Origin of the sequence: Streptomyces sp. NPDC015346 (assembly GCF_043078785.1) — a bacterium.
In the GTDB taxonomy this organism is placed as follows: domain Bacteria; phylum Actinomycetota; class Actinomycetes; order Streptomycetales; family Streptomycetaceae; genus Streptomyces.
Genome location: NZ_JBIBTW010000003.1, coordinates 14537 through 30706, shown reverse-complemented (window position 1 = coordinate 30706; position 16170 = coordinate 14537). Strand labels below are relative to the sequence as shown.

Here is a 16170-nt window from a genome sequence, read left to right as displayed (position 1 = left end):
TACGCCTCCTCCTTCGTTGTCCGCTCGCGCGTCAGTTGAGCGGGCCGCCGGCCACGTACAGGACCTGCCCGGAGACGAAGCCGGCGTCGTCGCCCGTGAAGAAGGCGATGGCGTTGGCGATGTCCTCCGGCTTGCCGACCCGCTGGACCGGGATCATGGAGGCGGCCGCGGCCTGGAAGTCCTCGAAGCCCATGCCGACCCGCTCGGCGGTCTGCGCGGTCATCTCGGTGACGATGAAGCCCGGGGCGACGGCGTTGGCGGTGATGCCGAACTTGCCCAGCTCCTTGGCGAGCGTCTTGGTGAAGCCCTGGAGGCCCGCCTTGACGGCGGAGTAGTTGGCCTGGCCGCGGTTGCCGAGCGCCGAGGACGAGGAGAGCGAGACGATCCGGCCGAAGCCCGCGTCGACCATGTGCTTCTGGCAGGCCTTGGCCATCAGGAAGGCGCCCTTGAGGTGCACGTTCATGACCGTGTCCCAGTCGGACTCGGTCATCTTGAAGAGCAGGTTGTCGCGGAGCACGCCCGCGTTGTTGACGAGGATCGTCGGAGCGCCGAGCTCGGTGGCGACGCGGGCGACCGCGGCCTCCACCTGGGCGCTGTCGGAGACGTCGCAGCCGACGGCGATGGCGGTGCCGCCGGCGTTGGTGATCTTCTCGACGGTGTCCTTGCAGGCAGCCTCGTCGAGGTCGAGTACGGCGACGGCGCGGCCCTCCGCGGCCAGCCGTACCGCGGTCGCGGCGCCAATGCCCCGCGCCGCGCCGGTGACGACGGCTACGCGCTGCTCGGTGGTGGACATGCTGGTTCTCCTCGCCCTTGGATCATCCCTGGATGCGGCCCACACGGTACGTCCCGCACATGAGCGACCGCTTAGTACCTCAGCAGACGAGACGCTAGAAGCCCTGGCACCCGGTGTCAACGGCCCACCGGGTGCACCCGATCACTCCGCGCCGCGAGGGCCGGGCTCAGCGCACCAGCAGATCGAGCAGCCTTTCGACCTCGGCCTCCGGATCCGCGGTGAGACCGGTGTGCACCGGGCCGGGCTGGACGACCGTGGAGCGGGGCGCGATCAGCCAGCGAAAACGCCGTCCGGCGTCGTCCTTGGCCGCCTGTCCGGCGTCCTCGCCGCCGAGGCAGACGCCCTCGACGGCCCTGAGCGCGGCCCGTACCCCGACCACGTCAGCGGCCGGGTCGAGCGCCTTCAGCTTGGCCTCGTCCAGATGGGTGCGGGCGGCGACGAAGGACTTCGCCCGGCAGTAGACCACCACGCCCGCGTTGAAGAACTCGCCGCGCTCGACGCGCGGCACGACGCGCAGGAGCGCGTACTCGAAGACGTCACGGTCGGTCACGCGGTGCGGTCCTTCTGGGCGGAGTGCGGCCGGGGGGCGAGGCGGTCGGCGAGCCAGCCGGGCGGCCGCGCGGGCTCGCGCTCGACGCGCGGCCCCAGGGTGATCCGTTCGTGGATCGTCGCGGCGCGCGAGAGCAGCGCCTCCACATAGGCGCCGCGCAGCGCGTCGGTCGTCTCGAAGCCGGGCTCGTCGACCAGCCACTCGTCGGGCACGTCGGCGGCGACCTCGTCGAGCAGCTCCCGTGTCACCAGCGGCGCCAACTCGGCGGCGGCGGAGGCGACATCGGGCCCGAAGGGGGCGAGGGCGTGGTCGGAGGCGTCGTACGGCTTGGCCGCGGACGCGTGGACGCCCGGCCAGTTGTGGTGCCAGATCATGGTCGCGCCGTGGTCGATCAGCCACAGGTCGCCGTGCCAGACCAGCATGTTGGGATTGCGCCAGGACCGGTCGACGTTGTTGATCACCGCGTCGAACCAGACGACCTTCCCCGCCTCCTCGGGGTCCACCTCGTAGGCGAGCGGGTCGAACCCCAGCGAGCCGGGCAGATAGTCCATCCCGAGGTTGAGGCCACCGCTCGCCTTGAGCAGCTCCTGGACCTCCTGGTCGGGCTCGGAGAGCCCGATGACGGGATCGAGCTGAATGGTGACCAGCTCGGGCACCCGCAGCCCGAGCCGCCGGGCGAGCTGCCCGCAGATCACCTCGGCGACCAGGGTCTTGCGGCCTTGCCCCGCGCCGGTGAACTTCATGACGTACGTCCCGAGATCGTCGGCCTCGACGATCCCGGGGAGCGACCCGCCCTCACGCAAGGGCGTGACGTAGCGGGTCGCTGTCACCTCTGTAAGCATGTTCCGAGGCTATCCGGAGTTTCCGCCGGGGCCCCTCCCCCGGCGGGCACGGAGGGCTTACGGGCAGCTGTCGCGGAGGTCGCCGGAGTCGGTGAGGCAGGTGTCGGAGCCGGAGCCGCCGTACGCCGAGTCGTTGCCGCTGACGCCGTCCCGGGTGTCGACGGTGTCGTTGTACGCCTCGCCGTGGAGGCGGTCGCTGCCGGACTGGCCGATCAGCCGGTCGGTGCCGTAGCCGCCGTAGACGGTGTCGTTGCCGGCGCCGGCGTGGACCGTGTCGTTGCCGCTGCCCGCGTAGACCGTGTCGTTGCCGCTGAGCGCGCAGATCACGTCGTTGCCGGAGGTGCCGTAGAGGGTCTCCATGGTGCTCCTGCCGATGATCGTGCAGCCGCGGGCGTTGTTCACCGTGGTGGCGGCCGTGGCGGTGTTGTTGCCCGCCACCGGGTCGGCCTCGGTCGCCCTCACCGTCGCGCGGTCCGTCATGGTGCCGGTGGTGCGGGGTTCGACGACCAGCGTGACCGTGGCCGATCCGCCCGCGGGGATCGTGCCGAGGGCGCAGTCCGCCGTGTTGGCGTTCCGCGTGCAGGGGCTGCCCTGGCTGGGCGTGGCCGACAGGATGGTGCCGGAACCGCCGGTGACGCTGTCGGAGAGGACGACCCCGGTGGCGGCCGTGGTGGTGCTGTTGTTGGTCACACGGACCGTGTACGTGGCCTGGTCGCCGATGCTGAGGGTGGTGGGCCCGGTCTTGGTGACCGACAGGTCAACGCCGGGCGGCGGCTCGACGCCCCCGCCGCCCAGGTAGCGGGCGAGGGCGCGCTCGGACTCGAAGCTGCTCTCGGTGCCGGCCAGGCCGCCGGCGACGATCTTGCCGTCGGACTGCAGCACCACCGCGTTGGCCTGGTCGTCGGGACCGCCGAAGTCGGTGGTCACGCGGCCGTCGCCGCCGAAGGACGTGTCCAGGGTGCCGCCGGTGTTGTAGCGCGTCAGCGCGAAGTCACCCTCGTAGACACCGGCGGCGACGATCCTGCCGTCGGACTGCAGCACCACGTCGTGCGCGGCGGCGGTCCCGGTGCCGAAGGACGTGGTCACGCGGCCGTTCTCGCCGAAGGTCGCGTCGAAGGAGCCGTTCGGATGGAACCGCGCCACCGCGAAGGCGTTGAAGGCGCTGCCCGCGGCGACGATCTTGCCGTCGGACTGCAACACCACGCCCTCGACGCCGGATCCGAAGCCCGTGGTCAGCAGGCCGTCGCCGTCGAACCCGGTGTCCAGGCTGCCGTCGGCGTTGTAGCGCACCAGCGTGAAGCCGCCGGTGCTGTAGTTGGCGTACCCGGCGGCGACGATCTTGCCGTCGGACTGCAGCGCCACGTCGCGGACGAAGTCGCAGCAGTCGGTCGAGAAGTCGGTGGTGACGATGCCGTCACCGCCGAACGTCGGGTCCAGGGTGCCGTTGGCGTTGTAGCGCGCCATCGTCCAGATGCCGATGGCCGATCCGCCGAGGACGATCCTGCCGTCGGGCTGCACCGATACGGCCTCGGCGGTCCCGATGGCCTCGAGGTTGGTCTGGGTGAGAACCCTTCCGCCGTCCCCGAAGCTGGTGTCCAGGGTGCCGTCGGGGTGGTAGCGGGCCGCGGACCACGAGCCGTTGCCGCCCCAGTCGGTGGAGCCACCGACCGCGACGATCTTGCCGTCGGACTGCAGGGCCAGGGCCCGCGCCTCGTCGTTCCGCTGCTCGAAGTCGGTGGTGACGATGCCGTCGCCGCCGAACGTCGGGTCCAGGCTGCCGTCCGGGTTGTAGCGCACCAGCGTGTAGTCGCCGGAGGTCTCGTTGGAGTAGCCGTAGCCGATCGTGACGATCTTGCCGTCGGGCTGGACGGCCATGCCGTCGACGGCCGAGTAGCCGCCGACGTCGGTGGTGACCCTGCCGTCGCCACCGAAGGTGGGATCCAGGTCGCCGGGGGCGGCCGCCGCCACTCCGGGCAGGCTCAGTACGAGCGCCAGGCCGACGGCGCTCACCGTGCCGATGCGCCCGGCCCGGCGCGATGAGGAGAACAGGGGCATGCGCGATCACTCCGTCTGTCGGTCCGTCAGTTTCCTGGCGGCGACAGTTTCGGGGGCACCGCCACCGGCCGCGTCACGGCCGCGCCGCGCTGCGCCCACTGGACCTCGGCTTCCACTCTCAGGGGTGATCACGCGATCGCCGTCCGTCCTCCGGGCCCGGCCCCGGAGAAGTAACCGCTCTCGTTCTGAACGTTTCGCGCCACCCGCCCGTACTTCCCCCTGACACAGTGGTCGGATCGACGCGACCGGAACCTCAAGGGGAGCGGTATGAGTGAAGTGGCACGCCGGACGGTGGTCTCGGCGGCGGGCGGCGCGGGTCTGGTGGCGGTTCTCGCCGCCTGTGGCGGCGGGCCGGACGGCAAGGCGGGAGGCAGCGGCGGCGGTTCGGCACCGGCGGCCGAGGAAGCGGGCGCGCCCCTCGCCAGGACCGCGGACATCCCGGTCGGCGGCGGCAAGGTGCTCGCCGACCAGGGCGTGGTGATCACGCAGCCGACGGCCGGCCAGTTCAAGGCCTTCTCGTCCAAGTGCACCCACCAGGGCTGCGCCGTCAGCGGCGTCAGCGACGGGGTCATCACCTGCCCCTGTCACCAGAGCCTCTTCGACGCGTCGGACGGCAGCGTGAAGGGCGGCCCCGCCACCACTCCCCTGCCGCCCACCCCCATCCAGGTCGACGGGGACGCGATCACGCTCGCGTGACGCGCTGCGGGCTCTTCCAGCAGCCGAGCACCTCCTCGGTGGTGGTGACGGTCGAGACGAGCGCGAGCGTGTGACGGATCATCGCGGGGGTGTAGTCCGCGGGCACTCCCGCGATGGCGTCGCTCGGCACGACCACGGTGTAGCCGAGGTTGACCGCGTCGAAGACCGCGTTCGGGACGGCGATGTTGGCCGAGACGCCGGTGACGACGAGGGTGCGGCAGCCGAGGTTGCGCAGCAGCGGGTCCACGTCGGTCCCGGCGAGCGGCGACAGGCCGTGCAGGCGCCGTACGACGAGGTCCTGGCCGGCGACCTCGATGGGCGCGGCGATCCGTACCGCCGCGCTGCCGCTGTGCTGCTGTACGGGAAGCCGGGCGGCGGCCCGGAACAGCCGGGCGTTGCTGTTGGCACCGCGCCCGTCCGGCCGCCGCTCGGCGACCGCGTGCAGCACCTGCACATCGGCCTCGTGCGCGGCCGCGACCAGCCGGGCGACGTTACGCAGGGCGCCGGAGGCCCGGGCCGCGGCGGCCAGCTCGGGCAGGGCGCTGTCGCGACCGACGACCCCCTCCTGGCACTCGACGGTGAGCAGCACCGTACCGACCGGGTCGATCAGTTCCTGAAGCCGCCCCGGCCGACTCGTCGTGGTCATGCCCTCATCCCCCTCCACCATCCCCCCACCCGCTGACCCTCCGGGCGGGGTCGGCCACCCTTGTCCCAGGAGGGAAGAGCCCTCATGATTCCTGACACTCCATCAGAATCTCGGAATCATCGGAAGAGGGCAGGCGATGACCGTCACACAGCGCCGCGGGCGCCGGATCATGATGAGCCCGGCCGAGCTGGACACCTTCCTCACCGAGCAGCGCACCTGCCGGGTCGCGACCGTCTCCGCCGACGGCCGGCCGCACGTCGGGGCGCTCTGGTTCGCCTGGGACGGGACCTCGCTCTGGCTCTACTCGATCACCCGGAGCCGCCGCTGGGCGCAGCTGCGCGCCGACCCCCGGATCGCCGTGGTGGTCGACGACGGCGAGGAGTACGGAGAGCTGCGCGGCGTCGAGTTGTCGGGGACCGCCGTCTTCGTCGGCGAGGCCCCGCGCACGGGCGAGCCCTGCCCCGAACTCGACGCCCCCGAGCGGCTCTTCGCCGCGAAGAACTTCGGCCTGGACACGATGCCGCACGACGGCAGGCACGCCTGGCTGCGGCTGACCCCGGACGCCGTCGTCTCCTGGGACTTCCGCAAGCTGGGGACGCCGGGCGGCTGAGCGCCGTCCGCCCCGCGCCCCCACCGGGTCAGGGCGTCACCGGGCCACCGGACCGGGTGTCCGGCCGGCGATCCCTTCCAGGGCCGTTCCCCGCCCGAGGCCCTGCTCCGGCTCCAGCTCGACGGTCTTCACCCGCGGTTCGGGGTGGGCGGTGCGCAGCGCGCCGAGGGCTCCGGGGAGCAGCCCCCGGCCGCCGCTCTCACCCCTCAGCCGTAACTCCGTGCCGGCGCCGGGCCCGCCGCCGCCGCGAGCCGTGACCCATGTCGACGGCCTCGTCCTCGCCCGCTCGGCTTTCCACCACTCGATCAACTACCGCTCGGTGGTGGTCCATGGGACCGCCCACCAGGTCACCGACCCCGAGGAACGGCGCACGGCCCTGGACGCCCTGGTGGACCAGGTCGTCCGGGGCCGGTCCGCTGACTCCCGCCCGGCCAACGCCAAGGAGCTCGCCGCCACCGCCGTGCTGCGCCTGGACCTGGAGGAGGTCTCGGCGAAGGTCCGCACCGGCGGCCCCAACGACGACCCGGAGGACACGGCGCTGCCCCACTGGACCGGTGTCGTCCCCGTACGCAAGGGCTACGGCACACCGATCCCGGCCGACGACCTGGACCCGTCCGTCGCCCTGCCCGACTACCTCGCCGCCATCTGAGGGCGCGGCCCGCAGCCCCGCCCCGGCCCCGCAGCCGCGTCCGGCCCACAGCCGGGCCCAGCAGCCGGCCCCGCAGCCCGGCCCCGCAGTCGCGCCGCGGGGCCGGACGGCCGCCCGCTACACCGCCACGACCGCCTCCCTGCGGCGCTCCGCCGCGCCGCGGGCCTCCGCCGTGGCGAGTCCGGACACCGCAGCCAGGAGCAGCAGCGTGCCGGCCACCGTGGCGCCGGTGAGCTGCTCGCCGAGGAGCGTGACGGCGATGACCGCCGCGCTCACCGGCTCCAAGAGCATGATCACGGAGACGGTCGCCGCGCGGACCACGGCCGCGCCCGCGAAGTACAGCGCGTACGCGAGCGCCGTCGGCACCGCCGCCACGTAGATCAGCAGGCCGACGACCCGCACCGGCTCCGCCGTGTGCGGGAGAAGCCCCTCCAGGGCCGCCATCGGCAGCAGCCCGACGGAGCCGATCGCGAAGGCCCACGTCGTCGTCGACAGGGCGTCGGACGCCCCGCCGTCGCGCCCCAGCCACCGGGTGAGCAGCGTGATCGCCGCGTACCCCGCCGCCGACACCACCGCGAGGAACACGCCCAGCGGGCGGACCTCGCCCGACTCCCCGCCCAGGACGAGGACGGCGAGTCCGGCGAGCGCGCCGACGACGGCGGCCGCACCGCCGCGCCCGAGCCGTTCGCCCATGGTGAGCCGGGCGCCGAGCGCGATCAGGACAGGCCCGGCGCCCAGGGTGACGACGGTCGCGACCGCGAGACCCGTCGCCTGGACGGCGGCGAAGTAGGCGCTCTGGAAGAGGGTCAGCCCGATACCCGTCCCGAGGATGCGGACGAGCCGCCGCCGACGCGGTTCCAGGGCCGCCACGACCCGGCGGGGCCGTAGCGCGAGCGCCCCGAGCAGCAGCACCAGGCCACCGACGCAGCGCCAGAAGGACAGCGCCAGCGGGCCCATGTCGCTGACCCGGAACATCAGCGAGGCGGCGGCACCGGCCGTGCCCCAGGCGACTCCGGCGACGATCAGATAGAGGAGGCTCCGCCCGACGGCAGGCATGGCTGCCGCGGACGCGGAGGAGGAATTCGACACGTGCTTCTCCGTGTGAAGACGGGGTGATGTGGTCGCTCGACTCCGCACGCGGGCAGCGACGAACCGCTCGGGGACTGCCCGAGCCCGGTCTTCGTCAGGGAGAGTGGCCGCCCGCGCTAGGCGGCGGGAGGCGGAAGTACGGTCGAATGCATGATCGTCACCTTAGGGGGCGGTCCGGTCTCCGGACAACTCGGATACGGACTCACCCGGCCCGGCGCCCGCCAGGGACCCGGCCACCGGCTCCGCCACCGCCGCCTTCGGCGTCGACGACTGGGCGATGAACGCGCCGATCAGGACGACGGCGCCACCGAGGATCTGCGGGGCCGCCAGGTGCTCCCCGAGCAGCACCCACGCCAGCACGGTGGCGATCACCGCCTCGAGGCAGGCCACGACACCGGCCACCTGCGGCGACAGCCGCCGCACCGAGACGATTCCGGTGACGTAGGCGAGGACGGTGGCGATCAGCACGATCCAGCCCAGCAGCAGCCAGGCGGGGACGCCCGTACCGTCCATGTCCGCGTCGCCGGCGAGCACCGAGAAGTCCATCCCCCACGGCCGGGCGACGACGGTGAGGACGAGGGCGCCGATGAGAAGTCCGTACGCGATGACGCCCATCGGGTCGGCCGGGTCGGACTCGTCCCCGCCGTGGTCGGAGAGGACGAAGTAGCCGACCTGGCAGCAGGCGGCGCCCAGCGCGAGCAGCAGCCCGATCAGATCGAAGCTCAGTCCCGACCACACCTGCACGACGCAGGCGAGTCCGCCGACGGCGAGGACGACACCGAGCGCGGCGGCGCGCGTCACGGGCCGACGCTGGACGAAGCGGACCCAGCCGAGGACGAGGGCCGGGGCAAGGTACTCGATGAGCAGGGCGACGCCGACCGGGATCCGGGAGATCGAGGCGAAGTAGCAGGCCTGGACGCCCGCGACGGCGAGCAGTCCGAAGCCGGCGAGGAGTGCGGGCCTGCGCCGCAGCAGGTCCCGGTGGCGCCAGGCCACGGGCAGCATGACGAGGGCGGCTCCGGCCACCCGGAGCCACACCACATGGAGCGGGTCGAGGCCCGCCTCGATGAGCGGCTTGGCCGCCACACCTGAACCACCGAATGCGAAGGCCGAGGCCAGGGCTAGTCCCAGGCCGGCGCTTCTCCCCTGAGACGCGTGCATCCGGACATGATGACAGGACGCCGTCAGGTGCGTAACCCCCGTTACACCTGTTGAGACAGCTCTTCGATCCGGTCGGCCAGGACGCGCGGATCGACGCCCGCGCGGCGCAGCACCTCGACGGCGCGGCAGTCCGGGTCGGCGGTGAGGGCGGCGAGCAGATCGAGGCCGCGGACGCGCGGATCGACGCGCGGCGCGGCCCGCTCCCGGGCGCGGGCCATCGCCGCCGCGGCCGAGGGGGACCATCCGGCCACGGCCACGGCCCACTGCGACACCTCCGCCGCCGCCTCCCCCTCCCGGCCGACGCGGCGGGCGCCGGAGTCCTCGACCGAACGCTGCCACCGCAACCCGTATCCGATGGAGCGCTGGACGAGGTAGCCGAGCACGCGGGCGAGCTGTGTCCGGCCCTCGAAGGCGGGGCCGACCTCCGGGTCGGACTCGACGAGGGAGTGCAGCAGGTGGGCGGTGTCGATCTGCCGGTCCCCGTCGCGCAGCGCCCTGCGGCGCGCACCGGCTACCACCGTGGCGAGCGCGACCGTGGCAGCGCCGGTGGCGATGGCAGCGCCGCTGGCGCCGCTGGCGGTGGTGGCGAGCGCGGCGGTCGGGCCCGGCTCGACGTCCGCGCGCCCGACGGCGGCGGTCCGCCGCGGCACATGAGGAACGGGGCGGGAGGCGGGACGAGGGACGGGACTTTGCACCCTCCCACCTCATCAGGCCGGGCCGGCCGGAACATCCCCGTGGAGAAGCATGTGCGCATCCCACCGGAGTTGGGCATGGACGTGCGGTTCCTCCTCCTTGCGGAGGAGATCGAGAGACTTCGGCCTCGGGGGCGCGCGCCGCCTTGCTCTACGCCCCGCACGCAACCACGACCCCCTCCCGTTTCGTCCTCCGGGTATGTTCTGGATGGTCGCGCTGCTCGCACTCGACGGGCGGCAGTACGTCTACCGCGTGTACGCGCCGCGGGAAGCGCTGCCGGCCGACCTCTTCTGGGCCGCGTTCCACTGCCATGAGGAGACCGGGGGCCCTCGGGCCTCCGACTGGTTCGACGCGGCGCAGATGTGGTGGATCGGCGACATAGAAGAACTGACGGTTCATCAGTATTGAATGTTCACGGCCGCCCGGCTACGTTCCGCGACACCGGATCCCAACGACGACACGTGAACGCGTGAAGGGGTGGTCGCATGGCCGAAGTCAGTGCCGAGGCACGGATCGACGCGCCGGCCGAGAAGGTCTGGGCCCAGCTGACGGACTTCACCTCGTACGGCGAGTGGAACGCCACCCACACGAACTTCCCGAACGGCGGCCCCACCACGCTGGAGACGGGCGCCACCTTCGCCGAGAACATGAAGCTGATGGGGTTCCCCGCCGAGGTGACGTGGACGGTCGAGGAGCTGGAGACGGCCCGCGTACTGGCGATCCGCGGCAAGGGCCCGATGGGCGTCAACGTCGGCACGCGCTACTCGCTCGCGGCCGACGGGGAGGCCACCACCGTCCGGATCGACGGGGAGTTCACGGGCGCGGCCGTCTCGCTGATGGCGGGCAAGCTGAAGGACTCCGCCACCGCGGCACTGAACGAGTCGCTGCGCAAACTGGCCGGCCTGGTGACCTGACCCCCACACACACGAACCCGACCCCCCACCGAGCGCGAGAAGGGGCCCCGCGGCGCATCGCCGCGGGGCCCCTCTCGCCGGACCGGTCCGGTCCGGACTGGTCCGGTCCGGCCTCTCAGTGCTCGTCGGCCAGGATCAGGTACAGCTTCTTACGGGCGTCGTTGATGACCTCGACCGCCTTCTGCCGCTGTTCGGCGCTGCCGGTCTTCCAGACCTGCCCGAACGCCTCCATCAGACCGAAGCCGGCCTGCCGGATCTCGTTCAGCGCCTCCCAGTCGACACCGCGCCCGGCGTCCTCCCAGGGCGCCTCGGGCCCCGACTCGGCCTCGGCGCGGCCGGCGTCGGTGAGCGTGAACAGCTTCTTGCCGCCCTCGGTCTCACTGGCGATGAGGCCCTCGTCCTCGAGGAGCTGGAGGGTCGGGTAGACGGAGCCGGGGCTGGGCTTCCACGCCCCGCCGCTGCGCTCGCCGATCTCCCGGATCATCTCGTAGCCGTGCATCGGGCGATCCTTCAGCAGCGCGAGGATCGAGGCGCGCACGTCTCCGCGCCGCGCCCTGCCTCCGCCGCGGCCCCGCCCGCCCCCGAAGGGGCCTCCGCCGAACGGTCCGCCGCCGAAGCCCGGCCCGAAGGGGCCGAAGGCGGCGCGCCGTCGCTCGAAGTCACCACGGTCGAACTCCCCGCGGCCGAACGCGCCGCGACCGAAGTCCCCCCGGCCGCGAGGGCCGGGTCCGCAGTCTCCATGTCCGTGTTCGTGTCCATGTGAACGCATCGCAACGCTCCTTCCATCGGGTACATCATCGAACTGTCGCGATGCCTCAACGATATATCGGAAGTGTTCGTTTGCCAACCCTTCTGCCAGCCCTCCTGCTAACCCGACGACCGACCCGGACCGGTCCACTCACTCCGGATTGGCCTTGGCCTGCGGCTTTACGGCGCCGGTACGGTCCCTGACATGCGGATCCGAATCGTCGACGCGTTCACCGACCGCCCCTTCTCCGGCAACCCGGCAGGGGTCCTCCTCCTCGACTCCTTCCCGGACGACCACTGGCTCCAGAAGGTGGCCGCCGAGGTCAACCTCTCCGAGACCGCCTTCGCCCACCCCCTCCCGGCCGGCGGCGAGGCCGACTGGGCCCTGCGCTGGTTCACCCCGACCACCGAGGTCGACATGTGCGGCCACGCCACGCTCGCCACCGCGCACGTCCTGCACACCACCGGGCTCGCGACCGGGACGGTCCGGTTCGCCGCCCGCTGCGGCATCCTCAGCGCCACGGCCGAGGAGGACTCCACCATCACCATGGATTTCCCGACCTCGTCGCTGACGCCCGTCACGGCCCCGGACGGCCTGACCAAGGCGCTGGGCACGGAGGCCGTCTCCGTCCACGACACCGCGCCCCACATCGGCGATCTCGTCGTGGAGCTCCGCGACGAGGCCGCCGTCCGCTCTCTCGCGCCGGACTTCGCCGCCCTCGCGCACCTCTCGGAGCGGGGCGTCATCGCCACCGCCGCCGCCGAACGGCCCGAGCGCGGCTACGACTTCGTCTCCCGCTGCTTCTTCCCGCGCGTCGGCATCGACGAGGACCCGGTCACCGGCAGCGCGCACACCGCGCTCGCCCCGTTCTGGTCGGCGCGCCTCGGCCGCGACGAACTCACCGGCTTCCAGGGCGGCGCCCGCACCGGCATCGTGCGCACCAGCCTGCGCGGCGACCGCACCCTGCTGACCGGCCACGCGGTCATGGTCATCGACGGCGAGCTGCACGCCTGACCCGGCCCGTCCCGCCTCCGCCCCCTACGACGAAGGGGCGTACGGCCGCCGCCGTACGCCCCTTCCCTTCCCTTACCTTCCCGCTCCCGCCCCGCTCCTCGTCTACGCGGTGGGCAGCCAGTCGACCTTCCCGGCCAGCAGCCCGTATCCGACGAAGGCCACGATGTCGAGCAGCGCGTGCGCCACCACCAGCGGCCCCACCCGCCCCCACCGTCGGTAGAGCCATACGAAGACGACGCCCATGACGACGTTCCCGATGAAGCCGCCGATCCCCTGGTACAGGTGGTACGAGCCTCGCAACACCGAACTCGCCACCAGGGCGGCCATCGGCGTCCACCCCAACTGCCCCAGCCTGCGCAGCAGATAGCCGACGACGATGACCTCCTCCAGTACGGAGTTCTGCACCGCCGACAGGATCAGGACGGGGTATTTCCACCACACGTCCGGCAGCGCCTCGGGCACCACCGTCAGGTTGAAGCCCGCAGCTCGCGCCGCCAGGTAGAAGGCGAGGCCGGCGCTGCCGATCCCGGCCGCGATCAGCGCCCCGCGCCCGAGATCCGGCCACGGCCTGGACCGGTCGAAGCCGATGGCCCGGAGCCCCGCCCCCTCACGCAGCAGCAGATGCGCGACGAGCACGACGGGGACCAGTGCTGAGGCGATCCCGAAGAGCTGCCAGGCGAGGTCGAGCCACGGCCGGCCGGGCGCGTACGAGCTGTTCAGCGTCGCCGCCTGGTCCTTGAGGCCACCCGGCTTGGTCAGCGAGCCGACGAAGCTGATGAGCGCCGAGACAGCGCTCGCACCGAGCGAGAGCGCGAGCACGAGCACCGTCTCGGAGCGAAGGGTCCTGCGCGGCATGCCCTCGGGGGGAAGAGAACCGGCGACCACTCGTTGATCCGACACCACACCTGTCTCCACTTCCCCATCGCTTTCCGGGTACGGAGATCATGCGCGACGAGCCGGTGCGGACGCCATTCCGTCGCCGAACGCCCCCCTGCCCAGGTGCGTGCCCCGGCTCAGTCGATCCCGACCGGCCAGGTGTGCACCGGCTCCCCCGCGTGCATCAGCTCCGCGTACCGGCGGGTCGTCGCCGCCAGGGCCCCCTCACGGTCGAGGCCGGCCTCCAGCGCCTTGTGGAAGGTGTCGGCCTGCCAGGACGCGCCGTTCACCCGCGCCCGGCAGCGCTCCTCGATCACGCCGAGATAGAAGTCCCGGTCGGCGGGCTCGACGTGCCAGGCGTCGAGCCCGGACGCGGCCAGCGGCAGCAGCTCGTCGAGGACGAGACGTACAGCGGGGACGCTCGCCACCCCGCCCGACCGGCCGGAGCGCGGCCAGCGCAGCTCCGACTCGATCCCGTGGCGGCAGGCCGCCTCGAAGTTCGCGGCGGCGTCCTCGAACGGCAGCCGCTTCCACACCGGGCGCGCTTCCTCCGCGAGCGCCCTGACGAGCCCGTAGTAGAAGGCCGCGTTGGCGACGACGTCGGTGACGGTCGGCCCGGCCGGCAGCACCCGGTTCTCCACCCGCAGGTGCGGGACCCCGTCCACCCACCCGTACACCGGGCGGTTCCAGCGGTAGACCGTGCCGTTGTGCAGGACGAGTTCCTGCAGCCGCGGCACCCCGCCCCGGTCGAGGACGAGGAGCGGGTCCTCCTCGTCGCAGATCGGCAGCAGCGGCGGGAAGTACCGCAGGTTCTCCTCGAACAGGTCGTACGCGGAGTCCACCCACCGCTCCCCGAACCAGGTCCGGGGCCGTACCCCCTGCGCCTGGAGCTCGGGCGGCCTGGTGTCCGTGGCCTGCTGGAAGAGCGGCGGCCGCGACTCCCGCCACAGCTCGTGACCGAAGAGGAACGGCGAGTTGGCGCCGACGGCTATCTGGACCGCCGCCACGGCCTGCGCGGCGTTCCACACCGCGGCGAAGCGGCCGGGCGTGACCTGGAGGTGCAGCTGCACGGAGGTGCACGCCGCCTCGGGCACGATCGACGTCGACGTGCACGTCAGCCGCTCCACGCCCTGGATGTCGAGTTGGAAGTCCTCGCCCCGGGCGGCGACGATCTGGTCGTTGAGAAGGGTGTAGCGGTCGACGGCGGAGAGATTCTCGAAGACGAGATCCCGCTGTGCGAGTGTGGGAAGAATTCCGATCATGACCACCCCCGCGTCGACTTCGCGGGCCTTGCGGTCGGCATATCCCAGACCGGTCCTGAGCTCCTCCGCGAGCCGGTCGAAAACCCGGCCGCCGAGGCGGTGCGGAGCGATGTTCACTTCGAGATTGAACATTCCGAGTTCCGTCTGGAAATCCGTACTCGCGATCCGCTCGAGGACCTCCCCATTCACCATCCGGGGCATGCCGTCGGCCCCGGCGAGATTGAGTTCGATCTCCAGCCCCATGAGATTCCGCGGCCGGTCGAACCTCTTGTCCGCCAAGAGCCTCGCGAGCCCCGCGAGACACTGCTGGAGCTTCCTCCGGTATCGCTGGCGATCGGACAGGCCGAACCCCTCTGCCACGACCTTCTCGCCCATCGAAGCGTCCCTCCCCGATCGTCGACGGCGGCGACGGCCGCGCGCGTACGGACCATGATGCCCAGCGGATTGATCCATAACGCCTGCGGTGCGACCCCGACGGGCGATAGGCTGGTGGAAGCACCCGCTCGGCACATCCCAGCGGCACCTGGCAAAGGACATATTCCAGAGCCATAATTGCCGGAAGGGTGGGATCGCTATTCGGCCGTCCGCATCCGCGACGACGCCGCAGGCAGACGAGGCGCACCCGCCCGGAAGCCACCGAATCACCCCGTAAATAAGGCCGGATGAGGCCTTGCCCGCAATATCTGCGACAGCTAGCGGAAACAATGCGTGAACACGTCTCGTATAAACTCCGCGAACGAGGCAGAGTGTTGGCGCCCGGCCATGGCCTCTCGGCCCCTCCGGCCCGGCAGCTGACAGCGCCGTCGTACCTGCCCACGCGTCACCGTGTCTCCTGAGTGAGAGGCGACCCATCATGCTCCGACCCACCCCGGCCCCTGCGCCGGCCCTGCGCAGTGTTCTCGCGGCCCTCGGTTCCCCCACCGCCGTCCGCGAGGCGCGAACTCCCGCCCTCAGGGCAGCCCAGGGGCCGCTGAGCCCCGAGCTGCCCCTGCCCGTCCACGTCCTCGACGTACGGGACCAGGTCGTGCCGCCGGGGCAGGCACCGCGCACGCGGCTCGCCGGCTGGCGCTTCCTCATCCGGAGCACCGACCGGACCGTCGCCGCCGCCGACACGATGCTCACCCCCGACGGCTGGTCCTTCTCGCACTTCTTCGAGGGTCCCTACATCACCGCCACGGAGCGAGCCCTGCTCCAGGCGGAGGCGCTGCCCACCCTCTACCAGCCGCGCCTGCTCTCCGTACCGGAGCTGTACATGCTTACGCTCTGGCTCCACGGCGACACGGAGGCGGACGGCGCCTCGGCCAGCCTGGACCCGGCCGACCTGCTCGTCCCGCTCGCCCCCGCGCCGCCGGGCATCGCCGCCCACCGCCCGCACCGCGTCGCGGACCTCCTGCCCGTCCTGACCCTGCGCGTCACGTCCCCGCCCCTGCTGGGCTCCCCGGCACCGGCCTGATCCGTCCCACCCGGGCGCGCGCACGCCTCCCGCCCCGCGGCCGACCGGGCCGCGGGGCGCGCTTCCGTCCGAACGCGCGCGTCGAACACCCCGACCCGTACGGACTAGCCCACTGGGGC

At 72.3% G+C, this 16170-nt stretch carries 17 protein-coding genes and 1 pseudogene; 7 read left to right on the top strand and 11 right to left on the bottom strand.

Features of this window, described 5'->3' with window-relative positions:
* Positions 1-31: 31 nt before the first annotated feature.
* The 4 genes from fabG to ACF06X_RS10990 form a co-directional block, all read right to left on the bottom strand.
* The gene (fabG, locus tag ACF06X_RS11005) at positions 32-793 is read right to left on the bottom strand and encodes a 3-oxoacyl-ACP reductase FabG (RefSeq protein WP_392286941.1); all 762 of its coding nucleotides are present in this window, start codon (positions 791-793) and stop codon (positions 32-34) included.
* Positions 794-959: 166 nt separating this feature from the next.
* Positions 960-1343 (bottom strand): DUF3037 domain-containing protein, encoded by a 384-nt coding sequence (locus ACF06X_RS11000; protein ID WP_392286940.1) that lies wholly within the window; start codon positions 1341-1343, stop codon positions 960-962.
* A complete protein-coding gene (locus ACF06X_RS10995; RefSeq protein WP_392286939.1) occupies positions 1340-2185 on the bottom strand; it encodes a HipA family kinase in 846 nt (281 codons plus the stop codon). The genes ACF06X_RS11000 and ACF06X_RS10995 overlap by 4 nt, the downstream gene beginning before the upstream one ends.
* A gap of 57 nt (positions 2186-2242) precedes the next feature.
* Positions 2243-4240, bottom strand: a complete 1998-nt coding sequence (locus ACF06X_RS10990; protein ID WP_392286938.1) for a calcium-binding protein — start codon at positions 4238-4240, stop codon at positions 2243-2245.
* 267 nt (positions 4241-4507) lie between these two features.
* Between ACF06X_RS10990 and ACF06X_RS10985 the strand changes: the two genes are divergently transcribed.
* On the top strand, positions 4508-4936 hold the full coding sequence (locus tag ACF06X_RS10985; protein WP_392286937.1) for a Rieske (2Fe-2S) protein: 429 nt from the start codon (positions 4508-4510) through the stop codon (positions 4934-4936).
* Here the strand turns inward: ACF06X_RS10985 and ACF06X_RS10980 are convergent.
* Positions 4923-5582: a cysteine hydrolase gene (locus ACF06X_RS10980; RefSeq protein ID WP_392286936.1), complete on the bottom strand. Its 660-nt coding sequence runs from the start codon at positions 5580-5582 to the stop codon at positions 4923-4925. The two genes, ACF06X_RS10985 and ACF06X_RS10980, sit on opposite strands and share 14 nt — an antisense overlap.
* A gap of 136 nt (positions 5583-5718) precedes the next feature.
* On the opposite strand from ACF06X_RS10980, the gene ACF06X_RS10975 reads away from it, so the two are divergent.
* Entirely contained in the window at positions 5719-6192 is a 474-nt protein-coding gene (locus tag ACF06X_RS10975; protein WP_392286935.1) for a pyridoxamine 5'-phosphate oxidase family protein, read from the top strand.
* 247 nt (positions 6193-6439) lie between these two features.
* A pseudogene (locus tag ACF06X_RS10970) lies at positions 6440-6841 on the top strand (pyridoxamine 5'-phosphate oxidase family protein); the annotation flags it as partial.
* 117 nt (positions 6842-6958) lie between these two features.
* Here the strand turns inward: ACF06X_RS10970 and ACF06X_RS10965 are convergent.
* The 3 genes from ACF06X_RS10965 to ACF06X_RS10955 form a co-directional block, all read right to left on the bottom strand.
* Positions 6959-7897, bottom strand: coding sequence for a DMT family transporter (locus ACF06X_RS10965; RefSeq protein WP_392287668.1), 939 nt, complete (start codon positions 7895-7897; stop codon positions 6959-6961).
* A 195-nt stretch (positions 7898-8092) separates the two neighbouring features.
* Positions 8093-9091 (bottom strand): DMT family transporter, encoded by a 999-nt coding sequence (locus ACF06X_RS10960; protein ID WP_392286934.1) that lies wholly within the window; start codon positions 9089-9091, stop codon positions 8093-8095.
* 41 nt (positions 9092-9132) lie between these two features.
* Positions 9133-9645 carry a Clp protease N-terminal domain-containing protein gene (locus ACF06X_RS10955; RefSeq protein WP_392287667.1) on the bottom strand — a complete coding sequence of 171 codons (513 nt, stop codon included), beginning with the start codon at positions 9643-9645 and terminating at the stop codon, positions 9133-9135.
* Positions 9646-9982: 337 nt separating this feature from the next.
* Between ACF06X_RS10955 and ACF06X_RS10950 the strand changes: the two genes are divergently transcribed.
* Together ACF06X_RS10950 and ACF06X_RS10945 are read left to right on the top strand one after the other, a co-directional pair.
* Positions 9983-10192, top strand: coding sequence for a hypothetical protein (locus tag ACF06X_RS10950; RefSeq protein WP_392286933.1), 210 nt, complete (start codon positions 9983-9985; stop codon positions 10190-10192).
* A 77-nt stretch (positions 10193-10269) separates the two neighbouring features.
* The gene (locus tag ACF06X_RS10945; protein ID WP_392286932.1) at positions 10270-10698 is read left to right on the top strand and encodes an SRPBCC family protein; all 429 of its coding nucleotides are present in this window, start codon (positions 10270-10272) and stop codon (positions 10696-10698) included.
* A gap of 115 nt (positions 10699-10813) precedes the next feature.
* Here the strand turns inward: ACF06X_RS10945 and ACF06X_RS10940 are convergent, their stop codons facing one another.
* Positions 10814-11467 (bottom strand): PadR family transcriptional regulator, encoded by a 654-nt coding sequence (locus ACF06X_RS10940; RefSeq protein WP_392286931.1) that lies wholly within the window; start codon positions 11465-11467, stop codon positions 10814-10816.
* Between the two features lie 183 nt (positions 11468-11650).
* On the opposite strand from ACF06X_RS10940, the gene ACF06X_RS10935 reads away from it, so the two are divergent.
* A complete protein-coding gene (locus ACF06X_RS10935; RefSeq protein ID WP_392286930.1) occupies positions 11651-12460 on the top strand; it encodes a PhzF family phenazine biosynthesis protein in 810 nt (269 codons plus the stop codon).
* Positions 12461-12562: 102 nt separating this feature from the next.
* Here ACF06X_RS10935 and ACF06X_RS10930 read toward each other — a convergent pair whose 3' ends face one another.
* On the bottom strand, positions 12563-13315 hold the full coding sequence (locus ACF06X_RS10930) for a CPBP family intramembrane glutamic endopeptidase (RefSeq protein ID WP_392287666.1): 753 nt from the start codon (positions 13313-13315) through the stop codon (positions 12563-12565).
* A gap of 158 nt (positions 13316-13473) precedes the next feature.
* Positions 13474-14973 carry a glutamate-cysteine ligase family protein gene (locus tag ACF06X_RS10925; protein ID WP_392286929.1) on the bottom strand — a complete coding sequence of 500 codons (1500 nt, stop codon included), beginning with the start codon at positions 14971-14973 and terminating at the stop codon, positions 13474-13476.
* A 478-nt stretch (positions 14974-15451) separates the two neighbouring features.
* Between ACF06X_RS10925 and ACF06X_RS10920 the strand changes: the two genes are divergently transcribed.
* Positions 15452-16051: a hypothetical protein gene (locus tag ACF06X_RS10920; RefSeq protein WP_392286928.1), complete on the top strand. Its 600-nt coding sequence runs from the start codon at positions 15452-15454 to the stop codon at positions 16049-16051.
* Positions 16052-16170 lie beyond the last annotated feature (119 nt).